This window comes from Bradyrhizobium erythrophlei (genome assembly GCF_900129505.1).
Classification (GTDB): Bacteria; Pseudomonadota; Alphaproteobacteria; order Rhizobiales; family Xanthobacteraceae; genus Bradyrhizobium; species Bradyrhizobium erythrophlei_D.
This window is the reverse complement of sequence record NZ_LT670818.1, coordinates 5,790,124-5,809,155: the sequence shown is the minus strand read 5'-3', so window position 1 is coordinate 5,809,155 and position 19,032 is coordinate 5,790,124. Positions and strand designations below refer to the sequence as shown.

The following is a 19,032-nucleotide window of genomic DNA, read 5'->3' as shown; positions in this document are numbered from 1 at the left end:
GGATGCGACCCATAGAGCGTAGCAGCCCAAAAGGCTACCTCGCTCCGACGTCGTCCGCCCGCTCCAGCGGCGCCGATCCGCCCTGCTCCTTGGCGGCCTCGTAGTTCAGTTCGATCATGACGCCATTGGGATCGTTGACGAAGATCTGCCAGAGATCGCCGCCGGGAACCTGGCGCGAGTCGAATTCCGTCCCCTTGGACTCCAGCCGCTTCTTCATGCCGGCAAAGCCCTGGCTGGCGAAGGCGACGTGATGGACCACGCCGGAATCCGGCTTTTGCGGCTCATCGGTCTTGGAAATATCGACCAGATGCACCACCGGCTTGCCCTCCGAGTACATCCAGGCGCCGGGGAATGCGAAATTCGGCCGGGCGCCCTTCTCCAGCCCCAGCACTTCTTCGTAGAATCGGACCGTATCCGCGAGCTTGCGGGTCCGGATATTGAAATGGTCGAGCACGCCAACGCTCATGTTCATGTGGTGTCACTCCCTTTTTGTTGAAGTCTTTGATACCGCTCAGCTTAGCACAAAACCCGGGCCAGCCGCCAAACGGAGACGTTGCCCTTCATGGCCCAGGGTTTATTGTGCCCGCTCCACATCCCGAGCGGAACCTGTTTCGGCCCCACCGGAGCAGTCTGCCGCCCCTCTCCAGAACACGGTCCGGCAGGTTCAATGCCGGCCGACCCCCAAGGTCAGAAACAAGGTTGCACACATGGCTAAAGTCGCTTTTCTCGGTCTCGGCGTGATGGGTTTTCCAATGGCGGGACATCTGGTGAAAAAAGGTGGCCACGACGTCACGGTTTTCAACCGGACGGAGGCCAAGTCCAAGGCCTGGGCCGAGAAATTCGGCGGCAAAACAGCGCCGACACCGAAGGCCGCCGCCGAGGGACAAGACTTCGTGATGTGCTGCGTCGGCAACGACAATGACCTGCGCGCGGTCACGCTCGGCGCCGATGGCGCCTTTGCCGGCATGAAAAAGGGCGCGACTTTCGTCGATCACACCACCGCCTCCGCTGAGGTCGCGCGCGAACTCGACGCGGCAGCGACCAAGGCGGGCTTCAAGTTCGTCGACGCCCCGGTATCAGGGGGCCAGGCCGGTGCTGAAAACGGTGTTTTGACCGTCATGTGCGGCGGCAGCCCCGACGCCTATGCCGGCGCCGAGCCGGTGATCGCGGCCTATGCGCGGATGTGCAAGCTGCTCGGGCCAGCCGGTTCCGGGCAACTGACAAAAATGGTCAACCAGATCTGCATCGCCGGGCTGGTCGAGGGCCTCTCCGAAGGTATTCATTTCGCGAAGAAAGCCGGCCTCGACGTTCAGGCGGTCATCGATACCATTTCCAAGGGCGCGGCGCAGTCCTGGCAGATGGAGAACCGCTACAAGACCATGAACGAGGGCAAGTTCGATTTCGGCTTCGCGGTGGAATGGATGCGCAAGGACCTGTCGATCTGTCTCGCCGAAGCCCGCCGCAACGGTGCGAGCCTGCCGGTGACCGCGCTGGTCGATGCCTTCTATTCGGAAGTTGAAACGATGGGCGGCAAGCGCTGGGACACGTCGAGCCTGCTGGCAAGGCTGGAGCGCTGAGGCTGGAACGCTGGCGCTGGAGCTTGCCCCAAAGGTTAATTTAACCTCCCGTTAAGGTGATTCTTTAGTGCTTTAAGGCAGCTCTTAACGATTTGGCGCCACAGATAGACAATGCAAAAGCCCGCGCCGTTCGCGGGCAGGATTTGTGTTGTTTGATGAGTAAACCCGCCGATAGGCCTGAAGTTGTCCATCTTCCGGCTGAAACGCCCGTCGCAGCGCCGGCCAGTCAACGCCGGGCGGCCTCGCAGCGGGTGCGCGAGGCCCGCGATCGGTTAACGTCGACCTCGGGAACCCGTCCCGCCTTCGACCGCGAACTGCTCCGCCAATATGCCCAGACGCGGATCTCGGCGTCCTATGTCGTGATGCTGCTGGTGGTGGCAACGGGCCTGTTTTTCGGGTTCTGGATGCAGCCGATTTCGGCCGCCGCATGGACCTGCGGCATGCTGTGCATCCATTTTGCCATCATCCGTTGTTGCGCAAGATTCCTCGCGGAATCGCCGAACCTGGCCGCGACCCGCAAATGGCGAACGCGCTTTGTGCTGCTCGATTTGCTCTACGGCCTGAGCTGGACCGCGATCCTGGTCCACCCCGCCGGCCTCGACATGGTCTCGAACACGCTGATGATGTTCCTGATGCTGCTGGTGATCGCGGTGTCGAGCATGCTGGCGGCGAATTTGCCGATCGCTGCGTTGGCGGCGACCGCGCCGGTCACGGTGGCGATCGCGCTGAATTTCGTGCTGAGCGGCACCTTCGACAATTACGTGCTCGCGGTGCTGGCGCTGGCGGCAGAAGGCTATTTCGCCCTGCTCGCCCATCGCCTGCATTCGACGACCCTGGCGACGCTGGAAGCGCGCGCCGAAAAGGACGCACTGATCGGCGAACTGGAGCAGGCCAAGGCGATATCGGACGAGGCGCGCCATCGCGCCGAAGCGGCCAATGTCGCCAAGTCGCGGTTCCTGGCGCAGATGAGCCACGAATTGCGCACGCCGTTGAACGCGATCCTCGGATTCTCCGAGGTGATGAAGAGCGAAATCTTCGGTGCGCACGCGGTGCCCGTCTACAAGGAATATTCCGCCGACATCCATAATTCCGGCGTACATCTGCTTAATCTGATCAACGAAATTCTCGACCTGTCGCGGATCGAGGCCGGACGCTACGAGCTCAACGAGGAAGCGGTGTCGCTGGTGCACGTCGTCGCCGACTGCCACCATCTGCTGAAGCTGCGGGCCTCCAGCCGCGGCATCACCATCCACGAAGTGTTCGAGCAGGGCATGCCGCGCATCTGGGGCGACGAGCGCGCGATCCGGCAGATCGTGCTCAACCTGCTGTCGAACTCGATCAAGTTCACCCCGCAGGGCGGCGAGATCTGGCTGAAAGTGGGATGGACCGCCTCGGGCGGCCAGTATCTCAGCGTCAAGGATACCGGTTCCGGCATTGCCGAGGATGAAATCCCGGTCGTGCTCGCCTCCTTCGGCCAGGGATCCAACTCGATCAAGTCCGCCGAACAGGGCGCAGGACTGGGCCTGCCGATCGCAAAGAGCCTGATCGACATGCACGGCGGCACCTTCACGCTGAAGTCGAAGCTGCGCATCGGCACCGAGGTCATCGTCACCTTCCCGCCGGAGCGGGTGATGTCGGCGCTGGCGCCGATGGCGGAAGAGGCTCCGCCGCTGCAGCCGGAAACCACCACATCGCCCGACGAGAAACGCCGGACCCGCAACAAGCCGATCATGAGCGCTGGCACCGGATTGTGATTGGGAGCGCTTGCGCAAAACCACCGGATACGCTTCACACCTGACGAATGAGCATAGAAACGCCGTGCATCGCAGTCTGCATGATCGATCCCAGAACCAGCCTCTGTTTTGGCTGTGGCCGCACCTTGCCGGAGATCGCGCGCTGGCACCGGATGGAAAGCCCGGAGCGGCAGGCCGTGATGACGCAGCTTCCAGCGCGCATGGCCGATGCCGGGCTGGTGCCACCCGAGTCCGCCGCCCGTCCAAAGGCCGATTAGAGCGTTTTCAAGCGAAGTGGAGACCGGTTCGCGTTGAGAAAACGCGTCAACTCAAAAATCTGGAGTCCCGTTTCGATTCCATCGAAACGGAAAAGACTCTGACGGCGATTGCCATGGGAGGCAGGCCGTGAGCCGCTTCCTGCTCGTCCTGTTGATGCTGGCGGTAACCGCCGGCGCCGTGGTTGCCTACAAGGACCCGGAACAGGTGGCGCGCGCCACCGACACCGTCTCGGACATGCTGCGCAAGCGGGCGCCGACCCGCGGGGTGCAGATCACGCGTGGACAGAGCGGCGAGTTCGCGCTCAAGGCCAGGATTAACGGCATCACGGCCCCGATGGTGATCGACACCGGCGCGACCTCGGTGGTGCTGACCTACGAGACCGCCAAGGCCGCCGGGCTGCCGCTCGAATTGCTCGAATATGATGTCGACGTCGAGACAGCCGGCGGACACACCAAGGCGGCGCGGCTGACGCTCGACCGCCTCGCGATCGGCAAGCTGGTCGAACGCTCGGTGCCGGCGCTGGTGGTGCCGCATGGGCAGATGAAAACCAACCTGCTCGGCATGAGTTTTCTGGACCGGCTGGAAAGCTGGGAAGTGCACGCCGACCGGCTGATGCTGCACGGCTATCCGTAAGCCGCGCCGTTTCTTACGCGGCGATCGGCGCTGCCGCGCGGTGCTCGACCAGCGCAATCGCCTCGCGCAGCACATCCGCGCCGGCATCCGGCTTGACGCCGTTCTCGGCGAGATGGCGGCGGAACGCGCGGGCGCCCGGCACGCCGTGGAACGCGCCGACGAAATGCCGCGTGATCGAATGCAGCCGCGTGCCCCGCGCGAGCTGGCGCTCAATGTACGGCATTATGGCCTCGAACACGTCTTTCATCGCGGCAAAAGGTGCCGCCTCGCCGAACAGTTCGGGATCCACCGACAGCAACCGCCACGGCTCCTGATAGGCCGCGCGCCCCAGCATGACGCCATCGACGTGATCAAGATGCGCCTTGGCCTCGGCAAGGCCGCCGATGCCGCCATTGATGACGATGGGCACATGCGGCATCGCGGCCTTGAGCCGATAGACCCTGTGATAGTCGAGCGGCGGGATGTCGCGATTTTCCTTGGGCGACAATCCGTTGAGCCAGGCCTTGCGGGCGTGGACGATCAGCGCATCGGCCCCGGCAGCGACGACGCTGCGGGCGAGCTCATCGAGCGCGATTTCCGGATCCTGGTCGTCGATGCCGATCCGGCACTTAACGGTGACGGGAATGCCGACCGCCTGCTTCATGGCCGCGACGCCTCTGGCGACCAGCGCCGGCTCGGCCATCAGGCAGGCGCCGAAGCGCCCGTCCTTCACCCGGTCCGACGGACAGCCGACATTGAGGTTGATCTCGTCATAGCCGAAATCCTCGCCGATCCTGGCTGCCGCCGCGAGATCGCTGGGTTCGGAGCCGCCGAGCTGCAGCGCGACGGGATGTTCGGATGAATCGAAACCGAGTAGCCGTGCCCGGTCGCCACGCAGGATGGCGCCGGTGGTCAGCATCTCCGTATAGAGCAGCGCCCGTCGCGTCATCAGGCGATGGAACACGCGGCAATGCCGGTCGGTCCAGTCCATCATCGGGGCGACGGAAAATGCTATCCTCTTGTTTTCTTTTGTTTTGGAAAGGATATCAGTCACTTCAAGCGCTTTCCGACCATTCTCATTTAGGCCAGTTTCCTTCGATTTAGGCCCATTTTTCGCTCCAAAGTACAGCAATGCTGTACCACGAAGGTCAATGCTGTACCACGGATGGCGTAGCAAATGGGGACAATCCTCTCTCGCAAGCGCAAAGATGGTTCCACCGGCTATCACGCGCAAGTCACCATTAAGCGCAGCGGCAAAATCGTGCACCGCGAGACGAAGACATTCGACCGCAGACAGGCTGCTTCAGCGTGGATGGAAAAGCGAGAGACTGAGCTTGCTAAGCCAGGCGCGCTCGAGCGACAGAGCGTACCAGACCCAAAGTTGGCCGCCGTGATTGACCGCTACATCGAGGAATCGATCAAGGAAATCGGCCGAACCAAAGCTCAGGTGCTCGCCACCATCAAAACCCATGACATAGCAGATTTTAAATGCAGCGAAGTAACCAGTGAACACTTGGTCTCATTCGCCAAGGAGCTGCCGGTTCAGCCCCAAACGGTCGGAAACTACTTCAGCCATCTCAGCTCAATTTTCACCATTGCACGGCCTGCCTGGGGCTATCCGTTGAATCCCCAAGCGATGGATGATGCATTGGTAGTAACAAGAAATCTTGGCCTCACTTCGAAAAGCAAGGAGCGCGATCGGCGACCGACGTTGACCGAACTCGACCTTCTCATGCACCATTTCGGCAAGGTCAAAACTCATCGGCCCCGATCCTCCCCGATGCAGCAGATCATCGTGTTTGCTATCTTTAGTACGCGGCGGCAGGAAGAGATCACGCGCATCGCATGGACAGATTTTGAAGCGGCCACGCCCCCAACCCATCCGGATGCTCGCGTTCTCATTCGCGATATGAAACATCCGGGCGACAAGCAAGGGAATGACGTTTTTTGCGACCTGCCCCCTGAAGCGACTGCGGTTATCGAAAGCATGCCGCGTGTAGCGAAAGAAATATTCCCCTATTCAGTAGACGCAATTGGCGCTGCGTTCACCCGTGCGTGCAAATTGCTAGGCATTGATGATCTACACTTCCACGATCTTAGACATGATGGGATTTCGCGCCTATTCGAAATGGGCAAAACGATACCGCAAGCGGCAAGCGTTTCGGGTCACAGGAGCTGGAGTAGCCTGAAGCGATATAGTCACCTACGTCAGACTGGCGACAAATATGCTGGTTGGAAGTGGCTCCAGCGCGTGACAAGCGCAAAAAGCTGAAACGTAAGGCGAGTTTCGGCGCGAAACCCAGCACAATCCCCACTCAATTGTCTTTAGCCTAGCTAGGCCCGCAGGCATTGAGCGCGTGCCCAGCGCCAAGCAGATAGAGATATTTTCGCTTCTCGGTCGGATGCTCCGCGAGCAACAGATAGTCCTTGAAGCTGCCTACAGTTGACGAGCGATGCCCACGCCGCGCTTGGATACTTGTCGATATTTGGAAATAGCGGCAACGGTTCCATCTCCGTCGACATCCGGTCGCCGACGCCAGACTGAGCGACGCCGAGGCCTCGATCATCGCTTGCCGGGCGAAGGCCGAACAGCTCGCGCTCGACGGCGCTGATGATCATCAATTGACCGATGCCGAGAACGCGCTGCGCGCGGCGCAGGATCGTCGGTCGACGTTGACGAACGCGCTCACCAAGGCCTCTGCTCTTCACCCTGTGAGCCGCGGCAAAGACTTTCCCGACGGAATCTTCGCTGTCTGCAATGGCCATTCCGGCAAGTACACATTGCCGTAAGTGCAGGCCGCGAGGGATAAGGAGCCGTTAGCAACGTCACTGGCGGCGCTCAGCGGCGCGCGCTCACCTGCGTCGTGTTGAGAACGTGTGCCAAGATAGACGGCACCAGCGTTTAAATTGCCTTCACAGCATGTGCCGCGAGAAATGTCCGTACCGCGTCGTTGACTACCCGCGTGATACGCTCCTGGGATGGGGCCGGCGCCACCTGGAAGATATAGGGCAGAAACAGCGAAGCTTGGCACATGAGCATGAATTGCATGGCCGCGAGCTGACAGTCGTCGATCACGAGCTCCCGCTGCTTAACGCGCCCATCGAGATATTCGGAGAGGCGGTTAACGGTTTTCTGCAGCACAAGTTCGTAATACCGCCGGCCAATTTCCGGCATACGCTCGGCGATCGCGAAAACCATGCGGGCCGCTGATCCGCCACCCGGCCGGCAGAGCCTGCCAATATAGGCCTCGCCGAACCTCAGTAATGTTGTCTCGATGTCGCATGCGGGATCGAAATAGAACGCTAGCTGGCGCCTTTCGAGCGCGTCCACCTCGACGATAGCCTCGAATAGGCGGCATTTATCTGCGAAATAAACGTAAAGTGTCCCTTTGGAGACGCCCGCCGCGCGGGCGATGTCGCCCATGCTCGCACCGTCAAACCCCAAATCTAGGAATACCTTGCAGGCACCGTCTAGGATTTGGCGTCGTTTCGAACTTTCCTCGTCGCCGACGAGGTGAGCAGATGTGCGATCGACAGGAACCATTATTTGGGAACCTTGGAAAAGGAACGCCCCAAAGGTTCGCCGAGGCGTTCACAATCGTCCAAAATCTTACCCCAACTTGCACAGGCGTCTTCGTTTTTTTTCCGAGAAAATCGGCTCTCTTACCCAGGAAGCTTGCAAGGGCTGATTTCCGCCTTGGGTCCAAATCGGAAGAACTCGAATTGAGCAAATGTCTTCCGCTGTTCACCCAATAACGGACGTTTGGCGGCGCGGTAATAGTGTTCGCGGTGGCGCTTCTGATTGCTGCCTTTCGTTATCGAATTTATTTGCGCGGCTCTCTAATAATCGTTCTGGCAGGCCTTCTTACTTTGTACCGGAAGACTGATGCAAAGGCTCGACTGTTCTGGAGCGAGGTTGAGGATAAAGCGGACGGGCCTCTCTAGGTGCCGGATACACCCGAAGGTACGGCGTGATCTCGCACGTCTCAGCGAGCTTGATCATGTGCACCGGCGGCGCCCGGCCCCAACCGGTAGCGGATTGTTCTAACCGCGCGGCCGCGCTTCAATGGCGCATGCCCGCTCTCACCCGCCGCCGATATCCCGAACGCCCCGACTGCTGGCACGTCTACTATGGCGACGTGCATGTGGGGACAATCGCGAGCCGTGCCGGTGCCCCGGTGGATGTAGATCAGTGGGGCTGGGACTGCGGTTTCTATCCGGGTTCGCGCCACGGCCGCCAGGTCCAGGGTACGGCCGAGACTTTCGAAGAGACCCGGGCCGATTTCGAGGCTGCCTGGAGAGAATATCTCCCGACGTGCTCACAGGCCGAATTCGAAGAACATCGCTGCGAGCGAGCGCGGACCGCCTGGAAATTCCATGTGGGACAAGGGCTGCAGGATGCCGACGCAATCGACCGATGGCCGGTCGCGGTGCTTTGTGGTGAGCCGATCAATACCGCTGGCGTGGATCAGCATGTCTACGCCGCCCACATGGAAATCGCTTGATGAAATTGATCGCTGACCGTCCCTATGCTGACCCCTACAACGCCGCGCGAAAGCTGATCGAGATCGCAAGCACAATCGAGCCCGTGCAGGATGGCCGGCTTTACATCGAAAACGTCAACGCGCCATTCCTCGCCGCCGGTGGCAGCCCGGCCGAATACAGCGCCGGCCTCAAAGCGGCGATCGCCAACGGTTGGCTGTTGCTCCACGAGTCGGGAACATATGTCCGTTTCACGTATGCCGGCGCCGAGCTGTTCGCCTGATGCCATGGTCGCGCGCGTTCGAGGATCCGATCGCGCTGCCAAAAGGCCGGCAACTTCTAACCCTCGATGAGGCTGCCGCCTACATCATGAAGCTGCCGAAGGGCGAGCAGAACCTCCCTGAGTGGCAGGCGGCGACCGAGGCCCAAATCATGGCGGCGGAAGATCGAGGTCCGCTGTTGCATGCGCGCGTCGGCATGCTGCGGGCGTTGAACCGACACGTCGTGTGAGGACTCAATCCGTAACACCCTGTTCTGTTTTTCATGTTGACTGACGGTTTTCGTGCAGCGGTGGCGGTCGCATAGCCCAATGATTCGAACATGGGTGATTCGGAGCAAGCCAAGGTTCGAATCTGCGAAGGCTGCGGCGCGCAAATGCTTTACCTCGGTATGCTTCCCCCAATCGGACAAAAACCAGCTGTGTTCGTTTTCCGATGCTGCAGCTGCAATAGGGTGACACGCGAGTAATGCCGCCGACTCCGCTCCTGAACGAGCCCACCTGCGTCAAATGCGGGAAGAAGATGCTGTTTTCATGCACCGAGGGGGAAAAGCCGGGCTTCGTGCATCACATTTATGAATGCAGGCGATGCCGGAGCACCCAGAGCTTCGTCACCCCGGTCTAAATGTCTCTGGGTGCACGTCTTCAATCGGGATCGGTTGAATGCCGGACAATTGCCGCGCGGCCCGCGCGCTTCCATTTACAGCGTTCCGTTAACCATTCGGACGCACTCGTACAGACCCCCGATGCGGGCACGTACTATGTTCTGTCGGTCTCCACACTGGATGCGTGCTCATAAATGGTCCGAATGCCTATAGGTCCCGCCTTCACTGTCCCCATGCCGGTCGATCCGCGTTTGCGCGTCATGCCTATCTCACCGAAGCACGTCGACGCCCAAGCACTGGCACGTACCATTGTCGAGGGAATGCGCATCGGCATCTCCTCACCGCCCTCGAATGGTGCGGTGCCGTCCCCAAAAACGCAGCAGGATTGATGTCCGGCGCGCCGCGCGGGCGCTGCCAGCATCAGGGCAGGTTCACAGCCGGCATTGGCGAGGTCGGCCGCGGCACGAAATGGGGATGCCCCCGCACCATGGCCGAGAGCGCCAAGACGGTAACAATTGTGATTGCGAGGCCGCCACGCATCCTTGGATAATACGTTTGGATCAATGTCGAAAATGTGAAGCAGATCACCAGGTGCGAGTTTGCGGCTCGGGGCTGTGTCGAATGCAGGCGAACGCCGCAACGCGTCCACGGCCGCTCCCCGCGCGCCCTAGCAGCTTCACTCCCAGTTCGGTCGGCGCGATGATGGCGCATGCCCGACCTCACAAGTGTCAATCGAGATTTTATTTGGGGGGCCGCAGCTCGCCGTCCATCCAGCCGGCGATCGTCGGCAATTGCAATGGGTCCAGATCGTTGCATTTCGGGCAACGCAGCGCGCAGGGGCCTTTGCCATTGATCGGCTTCACGATCACCTTGAGCGCATCGCAGCGCTCGCACCTGACGGCGGCGGATGGAAATACCTGGCCCATCGTCGCATTGTGCGTCTGTATGCCGATCACCGTCCATTCCATTTTGTGTGAACGACAGAGAATAACATTGCGCATTCGGTCGTTTTCGTCGCAATAAATGTCGTCGGTTCAGGGCGCGCATCGGCATCATGCGCACTGAATGATGCTAATCTTCGCGTTGATGCCGGTTGCGTTTGCGTCATCGACGGAGACACACTGGAAATCCACGGAACGCGCATCCGCCTGTGGGGGATGGACGCACCCGAAAGTAGTCAGCTGTGTCGCGGCGAGGATAGCTTGCAGTACCGATGCGGAGCGAAAGCGGCGAACGACCTCGACGCCTTCATCGCTGGCCGGCCGGTAAGCTGCATCCCGATCTCACTGGATCAATGCGGGCGGACGGTGGCGACGTGCTCAGTCGGCGGGGTCGACCTGGGCGAATTGTGCGCAATCGCCTTGCACTCGATTGGCCGCAATATTCGAAAGGCAAATTCGAAACGATCCAGCGCGAAGCGGAGCACGCGGGGCAAGGCATGTGGGCGGGCAGTTATGTCGAGCCCTGGCTGTACCGGGTAGGCCCCCACCCGAACGACGACCTGACCGTGAAAAACCGGCTGCAGATATTCGTCGGCATCTCGGACCGGACGTCAACTCGCGTTGCGGCTAACATAAAGCGGTTCAGTCAGCTCACGTTGCGGCTGGCTTAGTGGATATTCGGCCTTTACCGAAGACACTCCGCGCACTTGGCAGGATATATCTTGCGGCCCGGCTGTGTTGGCTGTTTGACCTTCTGAAACCCTGTACCATCACAGGCGGGGCAAATAGCTTCGGCCACACTCTTACGCGGTTTTTTCATTTGAGCGAAGATAGCGACTCTAGCGGCAACCGCGCAACGCAGCTCGCTTCTTAACCTAACCGGTCAAAGTTACCGCCGCGCAAGGACATCGTGCGTTCTCGTGAAGAGAGGCCACGCTGCGGGCGGCGCAACCGCCAAGTCTGCTTTGGCTCCAATAACCGACATGACCGACCGGCGACTCAGGTCCGAAAAGTGCCAAAAGGAGCCTCATGCACCGCAGCAAACGGCTGTTATTCGATCACCTCGTCGGCGCGGGAAAGTATTGTCGGCGGAATTGTGATACCGAGCGACTTCGCGGTCTTGGCGTTGATGAATAATTCAAAAAGCGTAGGCTGTTCTATGGGAAGATCAGCGGGCTTCGCACCCTTAAGGATTTTATCGACATAATATGGAACACGACCATAAATCTTAGTTGGTGATGGCCCATATGAGATCAGCGCCCCACACTGCATCGCTTCTTTATATGCCACCATTAACGGCACTCGATGTGCCAGCGCCAATTCAGCAATTCGCCGTCGCTCATTGTAGAACATTCCATCATTTGGCACGGACATCGCATCAACTTGCCCTTCAATCATCGAGAACGCGCGATCAAGCTCGTCGGGTGCGCGAACTTCAACCGGCTGAACGGCTAATCCTAGCTTAGCCGCTGCGACTTGGCTCTCGGCGATAAAGCGACGAGCATTTGCGGGGTTGCTTGAATTCACGAGCTGGCCGACGCGCAACGCATTAGGGAGAACCTCCTTCAGCACTTCCAGCCGCTTGGCGGTCAGGTCGGTAGCGAGATTTGTTAGTCCAGTAATATTGCCGCCCGGTCGTGCGATGCTGTCGGCTAATTTCATTTGAACGGGATCGATGGAGCCAACGAAAACAATAGGAATGATTTTGGTTGCCCGTTGGGCTGCTAGGGCTGCAGGCGTTGTCACAGCGACTAAAACGTCTACTGGAAGGGCGACGAGCTCGGCAGCGTTGGCGTTGAAACGTTCATACTGCTCAGCGGCAAAAGTATTTATCAACTTTATGTTCTGGCCTTCGACATAGCTGAGCTCTGTAAAGCCCTGCCGAACCGCACCCAGAAAAATCGCTTCCTCCTCTTCCTTACTGGCGTGCCAGAGAATTCCAATTTTTGGGATTTTCTTGACGTTCTGTGCGCGCGCGGTGAGTGGCCACGTCGCCGCTGTGCCACCGAGAAGCGTGATGAGCTCGCGCCGCTGCATGTCCAACCCTAAGCCCAGGAGGATAGCATCTTAGCGGCTCAAGAGCACTTGGATAGGGGCCAAATCGGCGTCAAAATCGTGCCGCAGCGCACAGCAATGTCGCAGATGGGTCAAAAGGCGAAATACTCTCGCCGAGCACATGTTTTCCGCTTTGGCCCTAACAACGGACATCGCTCAACAGGATCGCCATGTCCGTTCGGTGCCAGTTTCGGACTCACGCACCGCAACAAAGGAGCGCCCTCTGCGTGAGGGCTGGCTTGAAACGCTGGCGGCGCGCGCCGCCATCTCCGTCACGGCCCGAGAACCTGCAGTATATCCTCGGCGAAATTCTCTGCTGAGTCGACGTCGAGCGCATCTCCGCCGTTCGGCTGGAACCCCACACTACCATCGGCCCGCCCGGTTCAAAAGCCGGGCGGGTTTTCTGTTTTCATTCTCATCACATTGTCGCTTGATCGGGTAACAGCCTGCTTACGATTAGTCGTCGTCATCCTTGCGGTCGCGGCGCCAACCGCCGTAACCGCCCCAATAATGTGGATGTGGACCATAGTAGCCGTATCGATAGCGATAACGGCGACGCCAATCATCATCGTCGTCATATCGATAGCGATAGTCCCCGTAGGGACGATAGTAGTTCGGCTGCCACCAGCATCGTCCCCATTCGTTACAGACCCAGCCGACCTGTTCCACGCTCGACGTCGGCGCCAAGGGTAGCGCGATCGGCATGGCGCTGGCGCTGGTTGCAGCAAATGAGGTGAACGCTGCGGCAGAGAGAATGCGAATAATGGGCTTTCCCATCAAAGCCTCCGGTGAGTTGATTGGTGACACAGTTTGGCGATGCCAACATAACCGTGGTTGAACAGTTGGCTCTGAAAACACACCGACAGGGCCTGACCTTCAACAGGATATTGGCGTAGACGCCGCAACGGCGAAACATATCTGGAAGGTCCGGTCCGTAGGAGATGAGACCTCCCGCGTCCGCTTGCGCAAGACAAGAGCTTTCGAACGCGGCGCGAGGCCACATTGGTTCACCAGTGACATCCTGGTCAGACAAGTCTCAGCGGTGTTCTTTTGCGAGCCCCGCGGATAATTCGCGACTCGCAAATCAGGTCGGGCCGACGCTTGATCGCTGGCCCGATCGCTCCCCCAGCCTAAGGTACATACTCGACCCAGGACGAATCTACGATCACGTAGTCGACCGGGAACCAAATGTAGGTATCGGTAAGATCGTCATAGACCCAATAGCCGTAGTAGTAGACGTCGGCCTGTGCGAGCTGCATGCTGGCAAGCGTTATCCCAGGTGTCGCCTCAGCCAGCTTCTGACGAGACTTCACTTTCTTTACCTGCATTCCGGCGGCGGTAACAGCGGTTACCTTGCCGTTGTTCACTTCAGCGAACACATCGACTTTTTTTCCAGTCGTATGGATCTTGTGCTTGCCATTCTTTTTGATGTTTTCGCCAAGCAGGTCTTTTCCATTGAGATGGTGCTTCTCCTTCGCGAACGCGATGCGAGACGCGTCGATCATGGTAGCTGCCGCGATCATTCCGAGTACCAGACGTCGATTAATCATGAACTTGTTTCCTTTGGAAAGTGGCTCTGCGCCTGACAACGTCGGCAGGATTTCCTGCAGGCGTTGCGACCAGGTGAGTTTTGTCATTTGCACTGAACCCATGATGAACGGGACGACCACAGATAAGTCCAAAAGATTTCCAACTAAGTGCAAGAGCCGAGGTCACCTTCAATCACCTTGACGAAGGCGACATTCCAATACGGCAATAAGCATGACTTTTTGCATGAGAACCTCCCTTGCGCCGCTGATCAGAGTAATGAACTCGCGCCGCTGCATGTCCGTCCCCATGCTCTGGAGACAGCATTGTATTGGCTTAAACGACTTTTTGATGGGGGTGATATCGGCATCAGAACCGTTGCCGCAGTGCACCGCGAATGTCGCAGTTGGGTCAAGCTTGGATTCTTGCTGGTCTGCAGCTCGGACTTCCCGTTCGCCGAGGGTCGTGGCCCGACACAAAGCTCGCACGCACACAAACCATCATGCAGGGCGCGAGCCACTGCGATTTTCGCTATAGGCGGCAGAAAGACTGATGGTCGCATTCGGGTCAAACTGAGACCTCGGGGCCGAACCGAGCTAGGTCCGTTCTTTCCCCAACAACAGACATGAAGCGACTGCGGAAGCATGTCCGTTTGGTGCCATGACAAGACTCATGCACCGCAGCAAAAAAATGGCATTCTTATTCGATCACCTTAGGTGTGATCCTGACCACAGCAGCAGCCCATCGCTATCATTCGCAAAATTCTGGGATTGCCTGTTAGGGAATATTCAGGCTCTCACCTGAGTCTTCCTACCAGTGAAGAACATGCGGAGTGCAAAGCAGCGGAACCGGTCCCCTGAGCCGGCAGTTGCAGGACAAGGTCGGCGGCGTAGCGCCCGCCGGCCTTTCTCTTGATCGAGCGGCGCGTTGCCGCTCCAGTAATTAGTGTCCACTGCCACAGTCGGCTGCAGAGAGTACGCCATGAAAAACATCGCCGATCTCCTACTGCGGGTTTGGCAACAGAGCCAGCCCGCGTCCAATACTCAGGTTGCGGTTATGGCCGAAAACCGAGATCGATCCAGCATGGCCGATTTTATCCGGATCCAGCAGGCCTACGATCAAGGTTTTTTGAGAACCTGGATGCCGGCATCACGCGGGAGTCTCATCACCATGTGGTTGTCGATATCTTGGCGATTTGGAGAACGAACTAAGAGCCACAAGGATCGGTCTTCATGATTGTCTGTTCCTGCAATATCCTTAGCGATCATGACGTCCGCAGTGCTGTCCGCGCATCGGAAGATCTGCCATGCAATGCCAAGCAGGTCTATGGCTGCTTAGGCTGCAGCGCCGAATGCGGCCGATGCGCTCGCACCATCAAGACTATCATCGATCAGGCTCTCGACCTGTGCGCGTCAACGAGTGTTCGATGACTCAGCGGACGATGAAACTTGCCGAACTGGGCGACGCTCGCGCGTGGGGTCTTTGGCTTCGGGAACAGTTCGATACGGCTGAGGCCGAGGCTCGCGCTGCGGCGGAACAGGAGCTACGCAGAAGCCGTGATCTGCCACAGGGGGGTCCAAGGACAAATGGAAGCTTCGCGTCCGCATCTTATGCGCTTCTCATTGCATCAGACCGAAAGCGCTCTCGGCATGGAATGCTCAGATGGAGTGGATCAAGCTGGTTAGTTCAAAGAATTACGAGCTCATTATTGAATTCATCCTGCGGGACAATGTGCCGGTCGAGGCTTTATGGTTTTTCGGCTGGGGCCTTGCCCGCCATTTCGTCGTGGCCCTGAATATAGGAACAATGGGCTTTTGGTGGTGGCGTATGCCCGAGCAGATTAGCCGCTATTATGTAAAGCATCGAGGATCTTGAGACGCATAGACCGATCGCCGTTGAACGCCGCCCGAGCTTGAAAATCGACTGGGGTGTTTCTGCCAAATTGCAGGTCCTTTCATGCCAACATGCGGCGCTAGTGTGCTGGATTTGCCCGCGAATGGTTGGTTACGGTCATCCTGTAATTCGAGCCCATGCGTCAACGCCAGCCGCCATCGATATCCAGGACGGCACCTGTCATGAAGCCGTTCGTCATCAGGAAAAGGACCGCATGGGCGACGTCATCGGCAGTGCCGACGCGGCCAACCGGGAGTGCGCTGGCAACACGGTCGAAATGAGCTCGCACCTCCGTCTCCGAGAGACGCGAACGCCAGAGCGGTGTATCGATTTGACCAGGTGTGATCGCGTTAACACGAACCGGCGCCAACTCGAGCGCCATAGTGCGAGCGAGCGCCTCAATGGCGGAATTGATCGCAGCCAACGTCGACATTTCGACAGCAGGCTTACGACTAACCCAACCCGAGAAGAGCACGACGGATCCGTCCGCGGCTATTCGCGGCGCCGCGTATTTGAGGCAGTGATGCTGCCCCCAGAACTTGGACTCGAATAGTTGGCGGGCATGCCGGGTATCGAGATCGACAACACGCCCGCGAAGTGTTCCTGCGGCAGCGGTAACGAGATGGTCAATGCGATCGATGTTGGCGAAGGCGGTTTTGAGCGCATCCTCGTCGGTCACATCGACTTGGACGGTCGAAGCGGCTGATCCCAGTGCCTTTCGAGCCGCCGTCAGCCGCTCCGAAGTGCGGCCCACGAGGATGACGTTGCCCCCACGACCGATTACCTCACGAGCTGTGGCAAGACCTATGCCGGAGGTGCCCCCGGTGATGACGACGGTCCGACCGCCGAAGGATTCAGCTTGGTTTGCGAACCGCTTGTCGTTTGACTTTACTTCGTTCTCGATGAATTGCTCGATGCTCATGATCTCATCTGGTCGTTGTGCCCGGGACGCAACGGCCCCTTCCCGTTACCAGAGCCAGGACCCGAAGGCAGCCTCACAGCAGAGGCTAACAATCGCCGTTGGTCAACTCCGTTACATGATATTCATCATATAGTAAAATTGCAATTGGGTCTCCGGTAACGAAAGCTTGTCCAATCTCACTTATGAACGATGAGAATGGCAATGACGGCCAGAAAGCCTGATGGCCCGCTTATCTGTGGTCTGCTAAGAGGGTTCTGACGGAACAAGACCTTGCGCAGGTCTCCGCTTGCTTTGTCGGGCTCACCAAAAGGAGACGGGCAAGAGAGGATGGTTTTTCTCTATTTCGCATAGCGATAGAGCGATCCTCGACGCGCCCAAGTGGTACCAAGAAAAGGCAGGTCAGCTGTCACTGCTGCAGGAAGAAGACCAATTTTATCGAAATCAGATTGGACCGCGAAGCCCCTTCTGAAACCTTTGCCCATTCCGGCCGGGCTGGCTCGCCTAGGGAAACGTCTCGCATCCAGACGTAATGACCACTCGTCGCTACCGCCGAAGGCGGTTGGAACTAGCAATCCATCAGTGACGGCGCTACTTTATGAAGCCGTTCTTCTCGGCAAACCGGCGCACTTGAATGCAGTGGGCCGCCAGCAAGGCTTTCGACATATTTTTAATAGCAACCGCCGTCATCGTAGTAGTCGTCATTGTATGCGTAGGGATAGTATCCGTCATAGTAGCCGTAGCCGAACCCTACAAACGCACGTCGGTGAAATTCGCCTCGGTGAAATCCTCCACCGTGGAAGCCACGGCCCGCGAAACCTCCATGAAAGCCGCCACCGCGGAAGCCTCCTCCACCTAAACCGGCGCCGTGGAAACCAGCGCTGCTATGGAACCCACCACCGCCGCCGTGGAAGCCCCCACCACCACCAAATCCACCGCCATGGAAGCTGCCTCCGCCGCCCATGCCGCCTCCGTGTCCACCGCCGCCGCCACCTCCGTGACCGCCGCCACCACCACCGCCGCCGCCACGAGCGAATGCCGCAGTTGGCTGACCCAAGCCGACCGCTGCCAGTGCGAACAGGGCTATAATCGTTTTCCGCATCATGTCTTCCCTCCCTTGGACGAGGTCGCTCTTAAGGCATACAACACTTTCGCAGCGGGATTATTCGGCGATCGACAGCGTTCGCAGTAAACTGACGTGAGCCGGCGGCCTACCGATCATCGTCCGGATGAGCCGCGGCGCAGTGTGCTGAGACTGGTCGATGCAGGACCTCGAAATCTTTTCAAAAATAATGTGAGTGGCTAAACCGCCAAGGCGGACGTAGAATTTGTGCCTTCTTACCACTCTGATAGTGGCTTGCGCCTCTGCTTGGGTGCGGGTGACCTATCTCAAGCGAGGAGGCAAATCCGATGTGTGACTATAGTCTGCACGCTGTCGCGTCTCGTCCCGCAAAGGTTGGCGAGAGACTTATTGCAACGTCGTTTTCAGGAGGGACCCGCGGCTTTGCGGCGGAAGGGGAACCAAAGGTCGCGGTTTGCCTGCTTCCGGGGACCGAATTGGCCTTTGATCAGGACGTGAAATACGATCAGAGCTGGATTTGGAAAAAGACCACCAACTTCAGAGTTGCTCGATTTCGCAAAATAGATCAGGACAATCCCCACCGACATCATGATGCACTCGAATTGCCGGACGGAAACGTCATTCTCGTGACGCATCTCTCAAGCGGCCAGCGCGCGACCGTATTGCAGTTGCCGGTCTCACATCAGCCCGAACACGCGACCCCCACTGCCGAGGAGCACTCAAAGCGTAACACGCCCGCTTCTGCCCTATAGAATGGCATAACCAAAAAAAGCCCGCCGAGCGCAGGCCCGGCGGGTTGACCAAACGCAATCCAAATTATTTGGATTTGAGAGACTTTTATTCACCAAGCCCGGGAGATTGCCTATCAATCGCGGGTTAGGCCCACCCTCGGTATGAGGGTGATCCGAACCGTCGTTGCCCGCGCTTATGCATACAATTCCAATGGCGGAACTATCGTCCGCCAGCAACGGTGATCCTGAAAAGACCGGCTCGGTAAAGGCGCCGTTGCCGCAGCCGACATCGACCCATTGTAAGCCGGGGCGAGGCGCTA

At 58.7% G+C, this 19,032-nt stretch carries 22 protein-coding genes and 2 pseudogenes; 15 read left to right on the top strand and 9 right to left on the bottom strand.

Annotated features, from left to right (window positions below):
* Window positions 1–34: 34 nt before the first annotated feature.
* Window positions 35–472 carry a VOC family protein gene (locus B5525_RS26910; protein WP_079568721.1) on the bottom strand — a complete coding sequence of 146 codons (438 nt, stop codon included), beginning with the start codon at window positions 470–472 and terminating at the stop codon, window positions 35–37.
* A 235-nt stretch (window positions 473–707) separates the two neighbouring features.
* Between B5525_RS26910 and B5525_RS26905 the strand changes: the two genes are divergently transcribed.
* From B5525_RS26905 to B5525_RS26890, 4 genes are all read left to right on the top strand, one after another.
* Complete coding sequence (locus B5525_RS26905) at window positions 708–1,577, top strand: NAD(P)-dependent oxidoreductase (RefSeq protein WP_079568720.1); 870 nt, start codon at window positions 708–710, stop codon at window positions 1,575–1,577.
* Window positions 1,578–1,732: 155 nt separating this feature from the next.
* The gene (locus tag B5525_RS26900) at window positions 1,733–3,331 is read left to right on the top strand and encodes a sensor histidine kinase (RefSeq protein ID WP_079568719.1); all 1,599 of its coding nucleotides are present in this window, start codon (window positions 1,733–1,735) and stop codon (window positions 3,329–3,331) included.
* A 47-nt stretch (window positions 3,332–3,378) separates the two neighbouring features.
* Window positions 3,379–3,588, top strand: a complete 210-nt coding sequence (locus B5525_RS26895; protein ID WP_079568718.1) for a DUF1289 domain-containing protein — start codon at window positions 3,379–3,381, stop codon at window positions 3,586–3,588.
* A 127-nt stretch (window positions 3,589–3,715) separates the two neighbouring features.
* Window positions 3,716–4,222: a TIGR02281 family clan AA aspartic protease gene (locus tag B5525_RS26890; protein WP_079568717.1), complete on the top strand. Its 507-nt coding sequence runs from the start codon at window positions 3,716–3,718 to the stop codon at window positions 4,220–4,222.
* A gap of 13 nt (window positions 4,223–4,235) precedes the next feature.
* Here B5525_RS26890 and dusA read toward each other — a convergent pair whose 3' ends face one another.
* Window positions 4,236–5,195: a tRNA dihydrouridine(20/20a) synthase DusA gene (gene dusA, locus B5525_RS26885; protein ID WP_244568084.1), complete on the bottom strand. Its 960-nt coding sequence runs from the start codon at window positions 5,193–5,195 to the stop codon at window positions 4,236–4,238.
* A 183-nt stretch (window positions 5,196–5,378) separates the two neighbouring features.
* On the opposite strand from dusA, the gene B5525_RS26880 reads away from it, so the two are divergent.
* Entirely contained in the window at window positions 5,379–6,473 is a 1,095-nt protein-coding gene (locus B5525_RS26880; RefSeq protein ID WP_079568715.1) for a tyrosine-type recombinase/integrase, read from the top strand.
* Window positions 6,474–6,535: 62 nt separating this feature from the next.
* On the opposite strand, the gene B5525_RS44465 is transcribed toward B5525_RS26880, so the two are convergent.
* Together B5525_RS44465 and B5525_RS26870 are read right to left on the bottom strand one after the other, a co-directional pair.
* Window positions 6,536–6,967 (bottom strand): hypothetical protein, encoded by a 432-nt coding sequence (locus B5525_RS44465; RefSeq protein ID WP_154073459.1) that lies wholly within the window; start codon window positions 6,965–6,967, stop codon window positions 6,536–6,538.
* 136 nt (window positions 6,968–7,103) lie between these two features.
* A complete protein-coding gene (locus tag B5525_RS26870) occupies window positions 7,104–7,745 on the bottom strand; it encodes a TetR/AcrR family transcriptional regulator (RefSeq protein WP_079568713.1) in 642 nt (213 codons plus the stop codon).
* 427 nt (window positions 7,746–8,172) lie between these two features.
* Here B5525_RS26870 and B5525_RS26865 point away from each other — a divergent pair, with 427 nt between their 5' ends.
* From B5525_RS26865 to B5525_RS26855, 3 genes are read left to right on the top strand one after another with little or no spacing between them, the layout of a single operon-like run.
* On the top strand, window positions 8,173–8,706 hold the full coding sequence (locus tag B5525_RS26865) for a hypothetical protein (protein WP_154073458.1): 534 nt from the start codon (window positions 8,173–8,175) through the stop codon (window positions 8,704–8,706).
* Complete coding sequence (locus B5525_RS26860) at window positions 8,706–8,966, top strand: hypothetical protein (RefSeq protein WP_079568711.1); 261 nt, start codon at window positions 8,706–8,708, stop codon at window positions 8,964–8,966. The genes B5525_RS26865 and B5525_RS26860 overlap by 1 nt, the downstream gene beginning before the upstream one ends.
* On the top strand, window positions 8,966–9,193 hold the full coding sequence (locus B5525_RS26855; RefSeq protein WP_079568710.1) for a hypothetical protein: 228 nt from the start codon (window positions 8,966–8,968) through the stop codon (window positions 9,191–9,193). The genes B5525_RS26860 and B5525_RS26855 overlap by 1 nt, the downstream gene beginning before the upstream one ends.
* Before the next feature lie 1,112 nt (window positions 9,194–10,305).
* On the opposite strand, the gene B5525_RS26850 is transcribed toward B5525_RS26855, so the two are convergent.
* On the bottom strand, window positions 10,306–10,566 hold the full coding sequence (locus B5525_RS26850) for a hypothetical protein (protein ID WP_154073457.1): 261 nt from the start codon (window positions 10,564–10,566) through the stop codon (window positions 10,306–10,308).
* 212 nt (window positions 10,567–10,778) lie between these two features.
* Here B5525_RS26850 and B5525_RS47580 point away from each other — a divergent pair, with 212 nt between their 5' ends.
* Window positions 10,779–11,177, top strand: coding sequence for a hypothetical protein (locus B5525_RS47580; RefSeq protein ID WP_338075179.1), 399 nt, complete (start codon window positions 10,779–10,781; stop codon window positions 11,175–11,177).
* 379 nt (window positions 11,178–11,556) lie between these two features.
* Here B5525_RS47580 and B5525_RS26840 read toward each other — a convergent pair whose 3' ends face one another.
* The 3 genes from B5525_RS26840 to B5525_RS26830 form a co-directional block, all read right to left on the bottom strand.
* Window positions 11,557–12,543, bottom strand: coding sequence for an ABC transporter substrate-binding protein (locus tag B5525_RS26840; protein WP_079568708.1), 987 nt, complete (start codon window positions 12,541–12,543; stop codon window positions 11,557–11,559).
* Between the two features lie 474 nt (window positions 12,544–13,017).
* On the bottom strand, window positions 13,018–13,338 hold the full coding sequence (locus B5525_RS26835; RefSeq protein WP_079568707.1) for a hypothetical protein: 321 nt from the start codon (window positions 13,336–13,338) through the stop codon (window positions 13,018–13,020).
* A 353-nt stretch (window positions 13,339–13,691) separates the two neighbouring features.
* Window positions 13,692–14,198 carry a hypothetical protein gene (locus tag B5525_RS26830; RefSeq protein ID WP_154073456.1) on the bottom strand — a complete coding sequence of 169 codons (507 nt, stop codon included), beginning with the start codon at window positions 14,196–14,198 and terminating at the stop codon, window positions 13,692–13,694.
* Between the two features lie 303 nt (window positions 14,199–14,501).
* Here B5525_RS26830 and B5525_RS46610 point away from each other — a divergent pair.
* The 3 genes and pseudogenes from B5525_RS46610 to B5525_RS26810 form a co-directional block, all read left to right on the top strand.
* Window positions 14,502–14,641, top strand: a pseudogene (locus B5525_RS46610) (L-2-amino-thiazoline-4-carboxylic acid hydrolase); the annotation flags it as partial.
* A gap of 679 nt (window positions 14,642–15,320) precedes the next feature.
* Window positions 15,321–15,506, top strand: a pseudogene (locus B5525_RS46605) ((2Fe-2S)-binding protein); the annotation flags it as partial.
* Between the two features lie 244 nt (window positions 15,507–15,750).
* Entirely contained in the window at window positions 15,751–15,963 is a 213-nt protein-coding gene (locus tag B5525_RS26810; RefSeq protein WP_079568702.1) for a hypothetical protein, read from the top strand.
* A 160-nt stretch (window positions 15,964–16,123) separates the two neighbouring features.
* Here the strand turns inward: B5525_RS26810 and B5525_RS26805 are convergent, their stop codons facing one another.
* Window positions 16,124–16,903: an SDR family oxidoreductase gene (locus tag B5525_RS26805; RefSeq protein ID WP_079568701.1), complete on the bottom strand. Its 780-nt coding sequence runs from the start codon at window positions 16,901–16,903 to the stop codon at window positions 16,124–16,126.
* 631 nt (window positions 16,904–17,534) lie between these two features.
* Here B5525_RS26805 and B5525_RS45500 point away from each other — a divergent pair.
* The 3 genes from B5525_RS45500 (at window position 17,535) to B5525_RS26795 (ending at window position 18,733) form a co-directional block, all read left to right on the top strand.
* Complete coding sequence (locus B5525_RS45500) at window positions 17,535–17,759, top strand: hypothetical protein (protein WP_172899781.1); 225 nt, start codon at window positions 17,535–17,537, stop codon at window positions 17,757–17,759.
* A 27-nt stretch (window positions 17,760–17,786) separates the two neighbouring features.
* Window positions 17,787–18,092 carry a hypothetical protein gene (locus B5525_RS45900; RefSeq protein WP_079568700.1) on the top strand — a complete coding sequence of 102 codons (306 nt, stop codon included), beginning with the start codon at window positions 17,787–17,789 and terminating at the stop codon, window positions 18,090–18,092.
* A 218-nt stretch (window positions 18,093–18,310) separates the two neighbouring features.
* Window positions 18,311–18,733 carry a hypothetical protein gene (locus tag B5525_RS26795; RefSeq protein WP_079568699.1) on the top strand — a complete coding sequence of 141 codons (423 nt, stop codon included), beginning with the start codon at window positions 18,311–18,313 and terminating at the stop codon, window positions 18,731–18,733.
* Window positions 18,734–19,032 lie beyond the last annotated feature (299 nt).